This window comes from Telluria sp. GW821-FHT07G12, from assembly GCF_059418525.1.
Genome location: NZ_JBWKQA010000001.1, coordinates 1,697,694 through 1,712,080, shown reverse-complemented (window position 1 = coordinate 1,712,080; position 14,387 = coordinate 1,697,694). Strand labels below are relative to the sequence as shown.

General features: G+C 64.9%; 13 protein-coding genes. 4 read left to right on the top strand and 9 right to left on the bottom strand.

Translation table 11 applies throughout. The features are described from left to right. Nucleotides 1-50: 50 nt before the first annotated feature. From AC07PE_RS07905 to AC07PE_RS07895, 3 genes are all read right to left on the bottom strand, one after another. Nucleotides 51-2,210, bottom strand: a complete 2,160-nt coding sequence (locus AC07PE_RS07905; protein WP_498762837.1) for a S46 family peptidase — start codon at nucleotides 2,208-2,210, stop codon at nucleotides 51-53. A gap of 103 nt (nucleotides 2,211-2,313) precedes the next feature. Further along, complete coding sequence (gene cls / locus AC07PE_RS07900; RefSeq protein WP_498762836.1) at nucleotides 2,314-3,573, bottom strand: cardiolipin synthase; 1,260 nt, start codon at nucleotides 3,571-3,573, stop codon at nucleotides 2,314-2,316. 88 nt (nucleotides 3,574-3,661) lie between these two features. After that, nucleotides 3,662-3,931 carry a GlsB/YeaQ/YmgE family stress response membrane protein gene (locus AC07PE_RS07895; protein ID WP_230029688.1) on the bottom strand — a complete coding sequence of 90 codons (270 nt, stop codon included), beginning with the start codon at nucleotides 3,929-3,931 and terminating at the stop codon, nucleotides 3,662-3,664. Nucleotides 3,932-4,196: 265 nt separating this feature from the next. Between AC07PE_RS07895 and AC07PE_RS07890 the strand changes: the two genes are divergently transcribed. Then, nucleotides 4,197-5,696, top strand: a complete 1,500-nt coding sequence (locus AC07PE_RS07890; RefSeq protein WP_498762835.1) for a hypothetical protein — start codon at nucleotides 4,197-4,199, stop codon at nucleotides 5,694-5,696. A gap of 94 nt (nucleotides 5,697-5,790) precedes the next feature. Here AC07PE_RS07890 and AC07PE_RS07885 read toward each other — a convergent pair whose 3' ends face one another. The 3 genes from AC07PE_RS07885 to AC07PE_RS07875 are packed head-to-tail and all read right to left on the bottom strand — an operon-like array spanning nucleotide 5,791 to nucleotide 7,534. Further along, nucleotides 5,791-6,363 (bottom strand): YceI family protein, encoded by a 573-nt coding sequence (locus tag AC07PE_RS07885; protein WP_498762834.1) that lies wholly within the window; start codon nucleotides 6,361-6,363, stop codon nucleotides 5,791-5,793. Nucleotides 6,364-6,411: 48 nt separating this feature from the next. After that, nucleotides 6,412-6,963 (bottom strand): YceI family protein, encoded by a 552-nt coding sequence (locus tag AC07PE_RS07880; protein ID WP_498762833.1) that lies wholly within the window; start codon nucleotides 6,961-6,963, stop codon nucleotides 6,412-6,414. A gap of 10 nt (nucleotides 6,964-6,973) precedes the next feature. Next, the gene (locus tag AC07PE_RS07875) at nucleotides 6,974-7,534 is read right to left on the bottom strand and encodes a cytochrome b (protein ID WP_498762832.1); all 561 of its coding nucleotides are present in this window, start codon (nucleotides 7,532-7,534) and stop codon (nucleotides 6,974-6,976) included. 268 nt (nucleotides 7,535-7,802) lie between these two features. Here AC07PE_RS07875 and AC07PE_RS07870 point away from each other — a divergent pair, with 268 nt between their 5' ends. Further along, entirely contained in the window at nucleotides 7,803-9,752 is a 1,950-nt protein-coding gene (locus AC07PE_RS07870; protein ID WP_498762831.1) for a TOL_0244 family TonB-dependent receptor, read from the top strand. Nucleotides 9,753-9,887: 135 nt separating this feature from the next. Here the strand turns inward: AC07PE_RS07870 and purB are convergent, their stop codons facing one another. After that, the gene (gene purB, locus AC07PE_RS07865; RefSeq protein WP_498762830.1) at nucleotides 9,888-11,264 is read right to left on the bottom strand and encodes an adenylosuccinate lyase; all 1,377 of its coding nucleotides are present in this window, start codon (nucleotides 11,262-11,264) and stop codon (nucleotides 9,888-9,890) included. Nucleotides 11,265-11,429: 165 nt separating this feature from the next. Here purB and AC07PE_RS07860 point away from each other — a divergent pair, with 165 nt between their 5' ends. Both AC07PE_RS07860 and AC07PE_RS07855 read left to right on the top strand, forming a co-directional pair. Continuing rightward, nucleotides 11,430-12,047: a glutathione S-transferase N-terminal domain-containing protein gene (locus tag AC07PE_RS07860; RefSeq protein ID WP_498762829.1), complete on the top strand. Its 618-nt coding sequence runs from the start codon at nucleotides 11,430-11,432 to the stop codon at nucleotides 12,045-12,047. Then, complete coding sequence (locus AC07PE_RS07855; RefSeq protein ID WP_498762828.1) at nucleotides 12,044-13,021, top strand: PfkB family carbohydrate kinase; 978 nt, start codon at nucleotides 12,044-12,046, stop codon at nucleotides 13,019-13,021. The genes AC07PE_RS07860 and AC07PE_RS07855 overlap by 4 nt, the downstream gene beginning before the upstream one ends. Here the strand turns inward: AC07PE_RS07855 and bfr are convergent. Together bfr and AC07PE_RS07845 are read right to left on the bottom strand one after the other, a co-directional pair. After that, a complete protein-coding gene (bfr, locus tag AC07PE_RS07850; RefSeq protein ID WP_498762827.1) occupies nucleotides 13,008-13,490 on the bottom strand; it encodes a bacterioferritin in 483 nt (160 codons plus the stop codon). The two genes, AC07PE_RS07855 and bfr, sit on opposite strands and share 14 nt — an antisense overlap. Before the next feature lie 43 nt (nucleotides 13,491-13,533). After that, nucleotides 13,534-14,223, bottom strand: a complete 690-nt coding sequence (locus tag AC07PE_RS07845) for a PepSY-associated TM helix domain-containing protein (RefSeq protein ID WP_498762826.1) — start codon at nucleotides 14,221-14,223, stop codon at nucleotides 13,534-13,536. Nucleotides 14,224-14,387: the final 164 nt, after the last annotated feature.

The window sequence follows — 14,387 nt, the reverse complement described above, 5'->3', positions numbered from 1 at the left end:
ACGCGGCCCGGAGGCGGCGTGGCTTTGCGGTCAGCTGTGCGGAGAGCGCCTTACTTGACGCCCATCTCCTTCAGCAGGTTATCCGCGTGGTCGACCTTCTCCATGTTCCACAGGATGTAGCGGATGTCGACCTGGATGTCGCGGGTGGCGGCCTTGTTGAAGTCCCAGTCCGAGATGATCGAATCCAGGGTGCCGTCGAAGGCCAGGCCGATCAGCTCGCCCTTGGCGTTCAGTGCGGCCGAACCCGAGTTGCCGCCGGTGATGTCCAGCGTCGCCAGGTAGTCGACCGGCACGGTGCCCAGCTTCGGATCGGCGTACTTGCCGAAGTCCTTGCTGCGGATCGCGGCCAGCTGCTTCTCCGGGGCGTTGAATTCGCCTTCGCCGGTGTGCTTGGCAACCACGCCCTTCACGGTGGTGAAGGCGGTCCAGGCGCCGGTGCCGTCGGCGCCGTAGCTGCGGCCCTTGATGTTACCGAAGGTCACACGCAGGGTTGAGTTGGCGTCCGGGTAGACGGCTTGACCCTTGCTGTTCATGTAGGCGATCTTGGCCTTCATGTAGCTGGCATAGGCCTTCTGGATGTTGCCGCCCAGTTCCTCTTCCTCGGCTTCGTCCTTGCGGTCGGCGTCGTACAGGGCGACGGCGGCCTTGATGAAGGCGTCGTTGCTTGCCTGGAACTCGGCCGGCGACTTGTTCAGCCACTGCACGCGGAAGTCCTTGTTGGCCAGCTGCGAACCGGCGTACAGCTTGTCCAGCGCGGCCTTCAGTTCGGCTTCGCTCATGCCCGCCTTGATGCCGAGGGCGTTATCGAAGGCGACATTGTGCTCGTTGGCCGGCTGTGCGTTGTACTGTTTCAGGAAGTTCAGCACCAGCGCCTTGTCGACTTTTTCGTCGTAGGTGCGGTCCTGGCCGGTGATGCTTGACGTCATGCGCGGCATGTCGCGGTCCTGGTAGCCCGATTTGCGATCGGCGTCCGGCTTGGCGCGCTCGTTGGCAAGACGGTACAGGGTACGCGCCGAGTTCAGGAAGCGCGGGGTCGAGTAGCTCAGGAAGAACTCGCGCTTCACGTTGGCGTCGCGCTCGGCGATCAGCTTTTCGACAGCCTCGATGTCGGCGCCGAATTCGGCTTTACGGGCCGCGTTCGAATTGATCCAGGCCTTCAGCGCATTGTGCTCGGCGGTCTTGCGCGCCAGGATGTCGCTGCCTTCGTAGCTGGCGATCATGCCCTTGCGGTTCTTGTAGTAGTTGTTGACGCCCGCGACCTGGCCCGCGTATTTCAGCTTGGCGGCCGGGTCGTTCTTGGTCTCGCGCTCGATGATGGCCAGGGTCTCGCCCGACGCCTTCACGAAGGCCGGGTAGTTCCAGTCGAAGGTGAACGCCACTTCCGACGGCAGGCGGTGACGGTTGGTGCGGCCCGGGTAGCCCAGCGCCATGATGAAGTCGCCTTCCTTCACGCCTTCCTTGGCGATCTTGAGGACGTGCTTCGGCTTGTACGGGACGTTGTCCTTCGAGAACTCGGCCGACTTGCCATCCTTGCTCACATAGCCGCGGTAGAAGCCGTAGTCGCCGGTGTGGCGCGGCCACATCCAGTTGTCGGTGTCGCCGCCGAATTTACCCACGCCCGACGGCGGGGCGTGCACCAGGCGCACGTCGCGGATTTCCAGCTGCTTGATGCGGTAGAACTCGAGGCCGCCGTAGAAGCTCGGCACCGTGCAGCGGTAGCCCGGCTCTTTTTCGCACTCGGCCACCAGCGCCTTCTGGTTCTTTTCGATTGCGTCGACGCGGGCCTTGCCGGTCAGCTTGGCGACTTCCGGCGTGATCACGCGGTTGCTGACGTTGGTCACTTCCTCGGTCACGAAGATGCGGCTGCCCGGTGCGGCCGGCAGTTCGTCGGCCATGGTCTTGGCCAGGAAGCCGTCGGCCAGCAGGTCGCGCTGCGGGGTCGAGTTGATCGCCACGCTGTTGTAGACGCAGTGGTGGTTGGTGATGACCAGGCCTTCCGGCGAAACGAAGGAGGCCGAGCAGCCGCCCAGGCTCACGATCGCGCCGGCCGGGAATTCGGTCAGCTTGGTCAGGGAAGCCGGGTCGAGCTTCAGGCCGGCGGCTTTCAGTTGCTTGGCTACTTGTGGCAGCTGCTGCGGCATCCACATGCCTTCGTCCGCTTGTGCGGCGAAGCTGGTCAGGATAGCGAGCGAGAGAAGAGATTTTTTCATGCGCTTGTGTCGGTTGGTCTAGGGTCCCCACGGAGGCTCGGAAGAGCTCGCGACAGTATGCGTATGTGAAAAACCAGCGTCAACCCAAATTTTCCCGCCGGCCTTACAGCTGCGCCCCCACCAGATCCGCCAGCTTGCCGGCCGCCTTGTCGTGCAGCGGGCGGTTCTCCCATTGCTGCAGCGAGACCGGTTTGGCGCGCAGCCAGTCCTGTTCGAACACCGCTTCCTGCTCCTTGGCGAATACCGGATCCAGCACGTTCAGGTTGGCTTCGTCGTTCAGGCTGAAGGAGCGGTTGTCGAAGTTGGTGGAGCCCACCGACACCAGCAGTGAATCGACCACCAGCGCCTTCACGTGGTACATGGTCGGCTGGTATTCGGCCATCTTGATCCCGGCCTTGAGCAGCTCGCCCCAGCGCTCGCGCGAGGCGGCGCGCACCACGTCCGAGTCGATGATCTTGCCGGGCGTGATGATGCGCACGTCGACCCCGCGTTTCGCCGCCGCCACCAGCGCCCTCACCGCCAGTTCGTCGGGCACGAAATACGCGTTCGACAGGTGGATCGAGTGGCGCGCGGCGGTGATCGCCATCAGATACATCAGGTGCATGCTCTCGCCGCCGCCGGTGATGGAGCTGGAAAACATCTGCGCCGGCGAATCGCCTTTCGGGCTCAGGGCCGGGAAATAATCCTCGCCATCGAGCACCTTGCCCGTGGCCTTGGTCCAGTTGTCGTTGAACACGGCCTGCATCTGACCGACCACCGGGCCCTCGACGCGGAAATGGGTGTCGCGCCAGTGGTCTTCGTCCTGGCCGTGGCCGCGCCATTTGTCGGCGATGCCGACGCCGCCGGTAAAGCCGATGCGGCCGTCGACGACCAGGATCTTGCGGTGGGTGCGGTTGTTCAGGCGCGCCAGCTTCCACCAGACCGGCTTGTGATAGCGCTGCACCTGCACGCCGGCCTTGCGCAGTTCCTCCATCGAGGCATCGTCCATTTTCAGGCTGCCGATGTAGTCCAGCATCAGGTGCACCTTGACGCCGGCGCGGGCGCGTTCGGCCAGCGCGTCGGCGAATTCTTTTCCGATCGTCTCGGACCAGTAGATATAGGTTTCGAAGGTGATCGTCTTTTTCGCTTCGCGGATCGCCTTCAGCATGGCGGGGAAGATCTGGTCGCCGTTGAGCAGGACCTCGACCTTGTTGCCCTCGACCAGCGGCGGACCGAGCAGCACGCCGAGCGAACGGCGGAATTGCGGGTCGTTGGTGTCGTACAGGCGTGTGAGCTGGGTCTCGATCTTCTTTTCGGTCGGCGCGAAATTCAGCACGACCAGGCCCACCACCACGGTGGCGATGCAGGCGATCAATGCAACCATAGGACGTTTAATACGCATGGGCAGGAATGTTAGGCATAAAAAAAACCAACGCTGGAGAGCGTTGGTTTTAGCGAACGTACAGCACTGCTTAGCGTGCGCGGCCGCGACGCAGCAGGTTCACGATGGCCAGCAGGATGACGGCGCCCAGGAAGGAAACCAGCAGGGACGAAACGCTGAAGTCATCGGAGTTGATGGTGCCGGTGCCAAACAGCGGCGACAGCAGCCAGCCACCCAGGAAGGCGCCAACGATACCGACCACGACATTGAGAATCATGCCTTGTTCAGCGTCCGTTTTCATGACCATGCTGGCGAGCCAGCCGAGAATACCACCGACGACAATCCAGATAATGAATAACATGTTGATTCCTCCTCAAGTTGGAAAAACATACTCCAGGCCAATTGATTGCCGAGGCCATGGGCAAAGTCTACGGACGGGTACCTACCCGGGTCGGTGCGGCAACGAACGTTAGACGCGCAAAGTGGATTCGCGTTCTCTTGATAGATGGAATGTCAAGTGCAGGGTGCGTCAGCGAACAGAAGCACGCTGCTGGGCAGGACTATCTTTCCCTGACACGCAGCACATACCGATTTGCAGTACACCGACCCTTGAGAGGACACATACCATGAGCATTTTCGACACCGATAAGCAGAACAACCAGAATCGTATGGTCACCGGCCTGTTCCCGGATCGTGCAAGCGCCGAACGCGCCTACAACTCCATCTCGACCCGCGGCTATTCCAAGGACGACGTCAACCTGATGATGTCGGACTCGACCCGCAAGACCCACTTCAGCGACACTGACACCGAACTGGGCAGCAAAGCAGCCGAAGGCGCGGGCGTTGGCGCCGGCATCGGCGGCACCATCGGCGCCGTGCTGGCTGGTGTGGCCGCACTGGGCACCACCCTGGTGCTGCCGGGCCTGGGCCTGGTCGTTGCCGGTCCGCTGGCAGCCGGCCTGGCCGGCGCGGGCGCCGGCGGCATCACCGGTGGCCTGATCGGCGCACTGATCGGCGCCGGTATTCCGGAAGAGCGCGTCAAGCACTATGAAGAAGGCATCAACCAGGGCGGCATCGTGATGGGCGTGACCCCGCGTTCGGACGACGACGTCGAGTACATCCAGAAATCCTTCACCGACAACGGCGGCTCGCACGTGATCGGCACCGGCGTCGGCGCACTGGCTGGTGCCGCAACCGGCGCTGCGATCGGCTCGGCGGCCGGTCCGATCGGCACCCTGGCTGGCGCCGCGATCGGCGGCATCACCGGCGGCATGGCCGGCAAGGGCGTGGGCGAAGTCGTGAACCCGAAAGCGGGCGACGACCTGGGCGAACACTACATGGCCAAGGGCGTGGGCGCCGGTGCGGGCGCCGCGATGGGCGCAGCTGCGGGCGCCGTGGCCGGTCCGATCGGCATGGCTGCGGGTGCGGCGATCGGCGGCCTGGCCGGCGGCGCTGCAGGCCGTGGCGCGGGCGAAGTCGTGAATCCGCATGCGGAAGACCGCCTGCATGAACACAACCTGGCCCAGGGCACCGGCGCTGCCGGCGGCGCGCTGACCGGCGCGGCGATCGGCGCTGCGGGCGGCCCGATCGGCGCAGTGGCGGGGGCTGCGATCGGCGGCGTTGCCGGCAGCATGGCCGGCAAGGGCGCGGGCGAAGTCGTGAACCCGAAACCGGGCGACGAACTGCACGAGCATCACCTGGCCGGCGGCGTCGGCGCGGGCGGTGGCGCGGTAGCCGGTGCGGCACTGGGCGCGGTCGGCGGTCCGATCGGCATGGCGGCCGGTGCTGCGATCGGCGGCCTGGCCGGCGGCGCAGTCGGCAAGGGCGCCGGTCACCTGGTCAACCCGACCGAGGAAGACAACTACTGGCGCACCAACTACCAGACCCAGCCGTACTACTCGCCGGGCTACACCTACGACGACTACTCGCCGGCCTATGCGCTGGGCTACAACAACGCCCGCCGCTACCCGAACTACGACCTGGCCGAGCCGCACATGGCCGACGAATGGGATCGCGTGAAGGGCCATTCGCGCCTGTCGTGGGAGCAGGCCAAGTCGGCCAGCCGCGCAGCCTGGGATAAGGTCGAGCGCGCAATGCCGGGCGATTTCGACCGCGACGGCCGTTAATCGAACTGGGGTGGGCACAGCGTGCCCACCATGATGCAAAAAGCCCCGGCGCCTTGCGGCCCCGGGGCTTTTTTACCAGCCGGTCAAATATTGCTTACTGCTTGATCGCTTCGACCTGGATCGCCAGCTTGACGTCCATGTTGAAGCCGAAGGAGTCGCCGTAGTTCACGCCGAAATCGCTGCGCTTGAAGGTGGCCGAGGCGTCGGCGCCGCAAACTTCCTTCTTGTTCATCGGGTTGATCATGCACTTGAACTTGTTGATGGTGAGGGTCACCGGCTTGGTCACGCCGTGCAGGGTCAGCTCGCCGTCGACCGAGGTCGGGTTGTCGCCGTTGAACACCAGCTTGCCCTTGTAGGTCGCGGTCGGGAACTTGGCGACGTCGAACATCTCCGCTTTCTTGGCGTGCGCGTTCAGGCCGTCATTGCCGAAGTCGATGGTGGTGGTGTCGATGACGATGTCGACGTTGCCGGTCTTGGCCGCGCGATCCACCACGATGCTGCCTTCGGTCTTGTTGAACTTGCCGCGCCAGACCGACAGGCCGCCGAAGTGGTCGGCTTCGAAGCTCGGGTAGGTGTGGTTCGAGTCGACCTTGTAGGTGTCGGCTGCAAAAGCGCCGGTTGCCAGGGTGGCGGCGAGGAGGGCGATGCTCAGGTTCTTCAGTTTCATCAGACGGGTTCCTTGGGTTGGGTGATGCGGCTTATAGGGTGATGCTGTTTATTGTCCCGCGGCGACGCGGAACTTGATGACGACTTCGTCGGCGACCATGCTCGTATCCTGCCACTCGCCTTCGCCGACATTGAAGGCCAGGCGCTTGATCGGCAGCTGCCCTTCGAATACTTGTTTGCCGCCTTGCGCCTTGACGGTGAGCGGGAAGCTGACGTCGGCGGTCTTGCCCTTGATGGTCAGCTTGCCGGTGACGCTCAGCTTGCCGGCGCCGGCCGGCTTGATCGAGGAAGAGACAAAGCTCGCCTTCGGGAACTGGGCCGAGTTGAACCACTCCTTCTTGGCGATTTCCTTGTTGTAGTCGGCCTGGCCCATGTCGAAGCTGGCGGTGTCGATGTCGACGCGCGCGCTCGCCTTTTCCGGGTGTGCGGCGTCGTAGTCGATCTGCGCGTTGAAGCGCTTGAAGTTCGATTCGACCGGCACGTCCATCTGCTTGAACACGGCCGAGACGCTGCTGTGGGCGACATCGGTCTTGAGCGGCGCGGCGTTTGCGATCAGGGCGGCGCCGAGCAGCAGGCCTACCAGGGGACGAGGTAATTTCATGATTTCTCCTTCAATGGGAACGGCCGGGCAGCATGCGGCGCATGGTGCCGTCGCGGTCGACGATCTGGTGCTTCAGGGCGGCCAGCACATGCAGGCCGACCAGCCCGGCCAGCAGCATGTTCAGCCAGTAGTGCACCGGCTTGAGGATTTCGGCCAGCGCCGGGTCCTTGGCGAAGAACACCGGCAGCTTGAACAGGCCGAAGTAGACCACCGGCACGCCGGCGGCCAGGGTGTACAGGTAGCCCGAGACCGGCACCGCGAACATCATCACGTACAGCAGGTGGTGCAGGCCATGGGCGGCGCCGCGCTGCCAGGCCGGCATCGCTGCCGGCAGCGCCGGCGGGCGGCTCTTGAGGCGCCACAGCAGGCGCAGGGCCGCCAGCAGCAGCACGGTCACGCCGGCCCATTTGTGCCAGGCGAAGTAGCGCAGCTTGGTCGGCGAAAACCCGGGAATGTCCGTCATCACCAGGCCGAGCGTGAAGGCGCCCACGATCAGCACGGCGATCAGCCAGTGAAGCACGATCGCGGTCGTGGTGTAGCGCTGCTGTTCCTGATGCTGCTCAACCTGCATGGTCTCTCCGGAATCTGTTCTTGTTGGAACGCGATCTTAACAAAATCGCTGGTGTATTGATTTCTGTACTTTAACAATTCCATTCAGTCCGCGTAAGCCAGGTAAACGGATAACATTGTTCAGCTGATGGGACAATCCATCCGGATGGACTGGCCTGCGCACGCTAGCCCGTCTGCAAAAGACGCTCTGCAGGGAAGGAACGTAAAATGTTGACGAGATCGATTTATAAATGATAATTGTCGGACATGAAAATTTCCAAGAGAAATCCATGACGCTTCGCCTGCCCATCCTCTTGCTGGGCATGACCGCGGCCACCTGCACGCAGGCGGGCGAGCGCGCCGACGGCGAACGCCCCGGCACGGAGCGCCAGGGGGAATTCGCCGACCTGTCGATCGAGGAGCTGGCGAACATCGACGTGACCTCAGTCTCCAAACGCCCCGAGCGCCTGCAGGATGCGCCGGCCTCGGTCTTCGTGATCACCGCCGACGACATCCGCCGCGCCGGCAGCCGCAGCCTGACCGAAGCCCTGCGCCTGGCGCCCAACCTGCAGGTGGCGCGCGCCAACAACAGCGGCTACTACATCTCCGCGCGCGGCATGAACGGTACCAGCAACAGCCCGGCCAACAAGCTGCTGGTGATGATCGACGGCCGCTCCGTGTACTCGCCGTTGTTCTCGGGCGTGTTCTGGGACGAGCCCGACGTGATGCTGGAAGACGTCGAGCGCATCGAGGTGATCAGCGGTCCGGGCGGCACCCTGTGGGGCGTGAACGCGGTCAACGGCGTCATCAACATCATCACCCGCCATGCGCGTGACACCCAGGGCGAGCTGCTGATGCTGCGCGGCGATACCGATGGCGCGCAGGCAGCCTTCCGCCATGGCGGCGGCGGCCCGGATCGCAGCTGGCGCGTGTACGGGAAGGTATTCGGCCTGGCCCACAGTGAACTGAATACGGGCGCCCGCATCGACGACGCCTGGGACCAGGGCCAGGTCGGCTTCCGCGCCGACTGGGAGCGCGGCGGCGACCGCTTCAGCGTCAACGGCAATGCCTGGCGCGGCCGCCAGGGCCAGCCGGCGCCGGGCGCCATCGCCGCACCGGGCGCCAGCGCCGGCATCGACGATATCCTCACGCGCGGCGCCAACCTGAGCGGGCGCTGGGAGCATGCGCTGGATGGCGGCGGCAGCGTCAGCGTGCTGGCCACTGTCGACCATCGCTACCGCCAGGTGCCGCCGACCTTCACGGACTCGGTCGACATCGCCGACGTCCAGGTCCAGCACTCGCTGCCTGCCTACGGCGCGCACAATATCGTCTGGGGCGGCGAGTACCGCTACAGCTGGGACAGCGTCACCAACAGCCGCTTCGTGGCCTTCCTGCCGGCCAGCGACAAGCAGGCATGGGCCAGCCTGTTCGCCCAGGACGAGATCGCGCTGCGCGAGAACCTGCGCCTGACGGCCGGCGCGCGCTACGAACGCAATCCCTATACCGGCGCCGAGTTTCTGCCGACCCTGCGCCTGTCCTGGCGGGTGTCGCCGGCGCACTCGCTGTGGGCGGCCTACTCGCGCACCGTGCGCGCGCCCTCGCGCCTGGACGTCGACGCCTTCGTCCCCGGCGTGCCGCCCTTCCTGCTGGCCGGCGGCCCGCGGGTACGCTCCGAAGTGGCGCGCGTGTTCGAGCTCGGCTACCGCGGCCAGGTGGGGCAGGACCTGTCGTATTCCGTCACGGCCTTCCGCAATTTGTACGACCACCTGCGCACCACGGACCTGACACCTGCCGGCACGATCGAATTCGGCAACCGGATGGAAGGGCAGGCGCACGGCATCGAGGCCTGGGCCAGCTACCAGCTGAGCGACGCATGGCGCCTGTCGGCGGGCGCCGCCGCGCTGCACGAGCGCTTCAACCTGAAGCCGGGCAGCCAGGACGTCGGCAGCGTGGCGACCACCGGCGCCGACCCGGCCTACACCGCCCAGCTGCGCTCCAGCTACGCCTTCGACAGCACGCGCGAACTGGAAGTGGCGGTGCGCCGCGCCGGCTTTACCGGACGTCCGGCGGTACCGGGCTACACGGCGGTCGACCTGCGCTTCGGCTGGCGTTTCACGCCCGGGATGGAGTTGTCGGTGATAGCGGCCAACCTGAACGGCGGGCACCGGGAGTACGGGGTGGCGCAGATCAGCAGCGAGGTGCCGCGCAGTGTGGGGATAAAACTGGTGTGGCAGCGCTAGAACGTCATTCCCGCGCAGGCGGGAATCCATACTGAGCTACCGAAGCCCGTGCCTATGCGACTCCGGAAATTCAGCATGGATTCCCGCTTTCGCGGGAAGTCATTTCGGGCAGTGCCCGAAATGACGGTGGGATGCTTAAATCGCCTTCGCCAGCTGCGCCGCCAGGCCGGTGTAGTTTGCCGGCGTCATCGCCAGCATCAGGTCCTTGGCTTCCTGCGGTACGGCCAGGCCTTTCACAAATTCCTGCAGCGCCTCGCGGGTGATGCCCTTGCCGCGGGTGAGTTCCTTCAGCTGCTCGTAGGGGTTGGCGATGCCGTAACGGCGCATCACGGTCTGCACCGGCTCGGCCAGCACTTCCCAGTTGGCGTCGAGGTCCTGCTCCAGGCGCTGCGGGTTCACTTCCAGCTTGTTCAGGCCGCGCAGGCAGCTGTCGTAGGCCAGCAGCGCGTAGCCGAAGCCGACGCCGATATTGCGCAGGACCGTGGAGTCGGTCAGGTCGCGCTGCATGCGCGAGACCGGCAGCTTGTCGGCCATGTGGCGCAGCATGGCGTTGGCCAGGCCCAGGTTGCCTTCCGAGTTCTCGAAGTCGATCGGGTTGACTTTATGGGGCATGGTCGACGAACCGATTTCGCCGGCCTTCAGCTTCTGCTTGAAGTAGCCCAGCGAGACATAGGTCCAGATGTCGCGGTTCAGGTCCAGCAGGATGGTGTTGGTGCGCGAGATGGCGTCGAACAGTTCGGCCATGTAGTCGTGCGGTTCGATCTGGATGGTGTACGGATTGAACGTCAAGCCGAGGCGCTGCTCGATCACGTTCTTGCTGAACGCAGGCCAGTCGAAGTTCGGATAGGCCGACAGGTGGGCGTTGTAGTTGCCGACCGCGCCGTTCATCTTGCCGAGGATCTCGACGCCTTCGATGCGCTTGACGGCGCGCTGCAGGCGCGCGACCACGTTGGCGAATTCCTTGCCGAGGGTGGTCGGGCTGGCGGTCTGGCCGTGGGTGCGCGACAGCATCGGCAGCTCGGCGTTGACGTGCGCGATGTCCGTCAGCTTGGCGATGATGGCTTGCAGGGCCGGCAGCATCACGCCGTCGCGCGCCGCTTTCAGCATCATGCCGTGCGAGGTGTTGTTGATGTCTTCCGAGGTGCAGGCGAAGTGGATGAACTCGCTGGCCGCGACCAGTTCCGGCACGTCCTTGACCTTCTCCTTCAGCCAGTATTCGACGGCCTTGACGTCGTGGTTGGTGACGGCTTCGATTTCCTTGATGTGGGCAGCGTCGGCGTCCGAGAACTCTGCAGCCAGTTTGTCGAGCAGGGCGTTCGCTTCGCTTGAAAACGGCTTCAGTTCGGCAAAGCCGGCCTGCGACAGGGCCTGCAGCCAGGCGATCTCCACCTTCACGCGGTGGTGCATGAAACCGGCTTCCGACAGGATCGGGCGCAGCTTGTCGGTCTTGGCGGCATAGCGGCCGTCCAGCGGGGACAGGGCCGACAGGGTCGAGGAGGAGGTAGAGGTCATGGCGGGCAGGCGGGGATGATTGCAAAAGCGCGATTTTACCATCGGGAGCCTGCGCGAAGCCGGTTTGTCAAGTCGAACGTGGACAGCGTTGCATGGCTTGCGCAGCCGATTATCCGGCCATGGCCCGATGCTATACTGAGAGCCACTCCCCTAAACTGAGCATTTATGAAACTCATTGGTTCTGTCACCAGTCCCTATGTGCGCAAGGTGCGCGTCGTGTTGGCAGAGAAGAAGCTCGACTATGCATTCGAGCTGGAAAACGTGTGGTCGGCGGACACGAAGATTTCGGCATCGAACCCGCTCGGCAAGGTGCCCTGCCTGGTCATGGAAGACGGCAGCGCGATGTACGATTCGCGCGTGATCGCCGAGTACCTGGACACGCTGACGCCGGTCTGCAAGCTGCTGCCCGCAAACAGCCGCGACCGCGCCAATGTCAAGGTGTGGGAAGCCCTGGCCGATGGCGTCGGCGATGCCGCCGTGCTGGCCTACCTGGAGCGCACCCAGCGTCCCGCTGAGCTGCAGAGCCAGGCCTGGATCGACCGCCAGATGGGCAAGGTGAGCAAGAGCCTGCAGGTGATGTCCGATAACCTCGGCGAACAGCCCTTCTGCATGGGGATCCACTACACCCTGGCCGACGTCGCCGTCGGCTGCGTGCTGGGCTGGCTGAGCCTGCGCTTCCCTGCCATCGCCTGGCGCGAAGACCATCCGAACCTGGCGCGCCTGTTCGACAAGCTGTCCGAGCGCCCGTCCTTCAAGGACACCGTGCCGGTCATCGCTTCGTGAGCGCCGAAGTGAGCAAGCGCGCGACGACCACGGTCGTGTTCGGCGAAGCCCTCGTCGACGAATTCCCGACCGAGCAGGTGGTGGGCGGCGCACCCTTCAACGTCGCGCGCCACCTGGCCGCCTTCATGGAACCGGCCCTGATGATCACCCGCATCGGACGCGACCGCAACGGCCAGGCCGTGCGCGGCGAGTTCGAGCGTTTCGCGATGAGCGACGCCGGCCTGCAGCTGGACCCGATGGAAGAGACCGGCCGCGTGGTGGTCGAGCGTAGCGGCCAGGGCCACCGGTTCCGCATCCTGCCGCGCCAGGCCTACGACTTCATCGACGCCGGCGCGGCCACCGCCTGCCTGGAAAACGTCGAGGCCGATCTGGTCTACTTCGGCACCCTGGCCCAGCGCGGCGAACGCTCGCGCGCGGCCCTGGCCGCCGTGCTGGAGGCGAGCCCGGCGAAGCGCTACCTGGACCTGAACCTGCGTCCGGACCAGTACGAGGAAGCCACCGTCACGCGCGCGCTCACGGCGGCCGACATCGTCAAGGTCAACGAAGAGGAATTGCAGGCGCTGTTCCAGTGGTATTTCCAGATCGGCCCGGACGAGGCCGCGCTGTCGACGGAAGAAGTGCACGCGGCCTGCCGCGCGCTGATGGACCGCTTCGAACTCGAGACCCTGATCGTGACCCTGGGCCACCGCGGCTCGGTGGTGTTCCTGGCGGATGGCGGCACGATCGCCACCCGCGATACCCCGGCGCCACCCTTCGTGATCGACACGGTGGGGGCGGGCGACGCCTTCTCGGCGATCTTCCTGCTGGGACGCGCGCGCGGCTGGCCGCTGGAGCTGACCCTGGCGCGCGCCAATGAATTCGCCGGCGCGATCTGTGCGGTCGCGGGCGCGGTGCCGCGCGACCTGAACTTCTACGACAAGTGGGTCAATCGCTGGCGCGAAGGCACGCCGGCCTCGGCCTTCACATCTCGCTGACGTCGCCCATCTGCGATTGCAGATAGTTCTGGATGCCCACCTTGACGATCAGGTCGAGCTGGGTTTCCAGCCACTCGATGTGTTCCTCGGTGTCTTCCAGGATCTCCAGCAGCAGGTCGCGCGACACGTAATCGCGCGCCGCTTCGCAGGCGGCGATGCCGTCCTTGACGCACTGCTGGGCGCCGCGCTCCAGCTTCAGGTCGCATTCCAGCATCTCCTGCACCGACTCGCCGATCAGCAGCTTGTGCAGGGCCTGCAGGTTGGGCAGGCCGTCCAGCATCAGGATGCGGTCGATCAGCCGGTCCGCATGCTTCATCTCGCCGATCGACTCGTCGTACTCCTTCTTGCCGAGGCGGGTAAAGCCCCAGTGCTTGTACATGCGCGCATGCAGGAAGTACTGGTTGATCGCGGTAAGCTCGTTGGTCAGCTGCGCGTTGAGCGCGCGGATGATGTTCGGATCGCCCTTCATGGATTGCCCTTGTTTATTGTTGAACTGATCACTGCATCATAGCTCAGATCGAGGCCAGCGCGACGCCGCCGGCCAGCAGCAGCGAGACCGACGCAATCGCGATTCCCACCGTGCGCCTGCGGTTGGTAAGCGTCCACAGCACCACCCCGGACAGCGACAGCAGGATGATCGAGCCGGCCAGCGTGTCCACCAGCAGGATCCAGCCCATGCTCATGCCGACGCCCTTGTGCAGGTTGGTCAGGGTGGCGAACAGATTGTTCTCGTTGCGCTTGAGGGTCACGAAGTTGTTGCCGACCCAGTACTCGGCCTGGACCGCGCCGGTGGGCGAGGTGAAGCTGGCGCTCCAGCGCGCCGGCTGGATCAGGGCGCGGTCGCCCCAGGCCACGGGGCGCGCCGGCTCGGCTTTTACGCGCGCGGGATCGGGGGCCAGCTTGAGCGAACTTTTCAGCCAGGCGGCGAGCGCCTGCGGATTGGCCGGGGCCGGGTCGGGCAGGGGAATCTGTACCGTGCTTTCCTGCACCTGGGCGGCGGGAATCTTCAGCACGGAACGGTGGTTCAGCAGGATGCCGGTGCTGCCGAACAGCAGGCCGAGCACCGCGCCCCACAGGCCGATCCAGCCATGCGTCTTGCGCAGCCATTTGACGGCGAGGGCGCGGCGCGTGGGGGCGGGAGGCGGTTGGACCGTGAAGGGTTGCGGCGGCGTCCTCGGGGATCGAAACGGGATGACGGGCATAAGACAGGCGAGATGGCTGCTGTGGAATCACCATGTTATCAGGACGCGCCGCCCGCCGGCCGCTGCACGTATCCTAAGTGTGCGCGGCAATTACTACTCAGAAACTGACCGGCGTCGCTGGCGCCACAAGCGCGGCGACGGCCGGCACGATCCGGCTAAGAGCG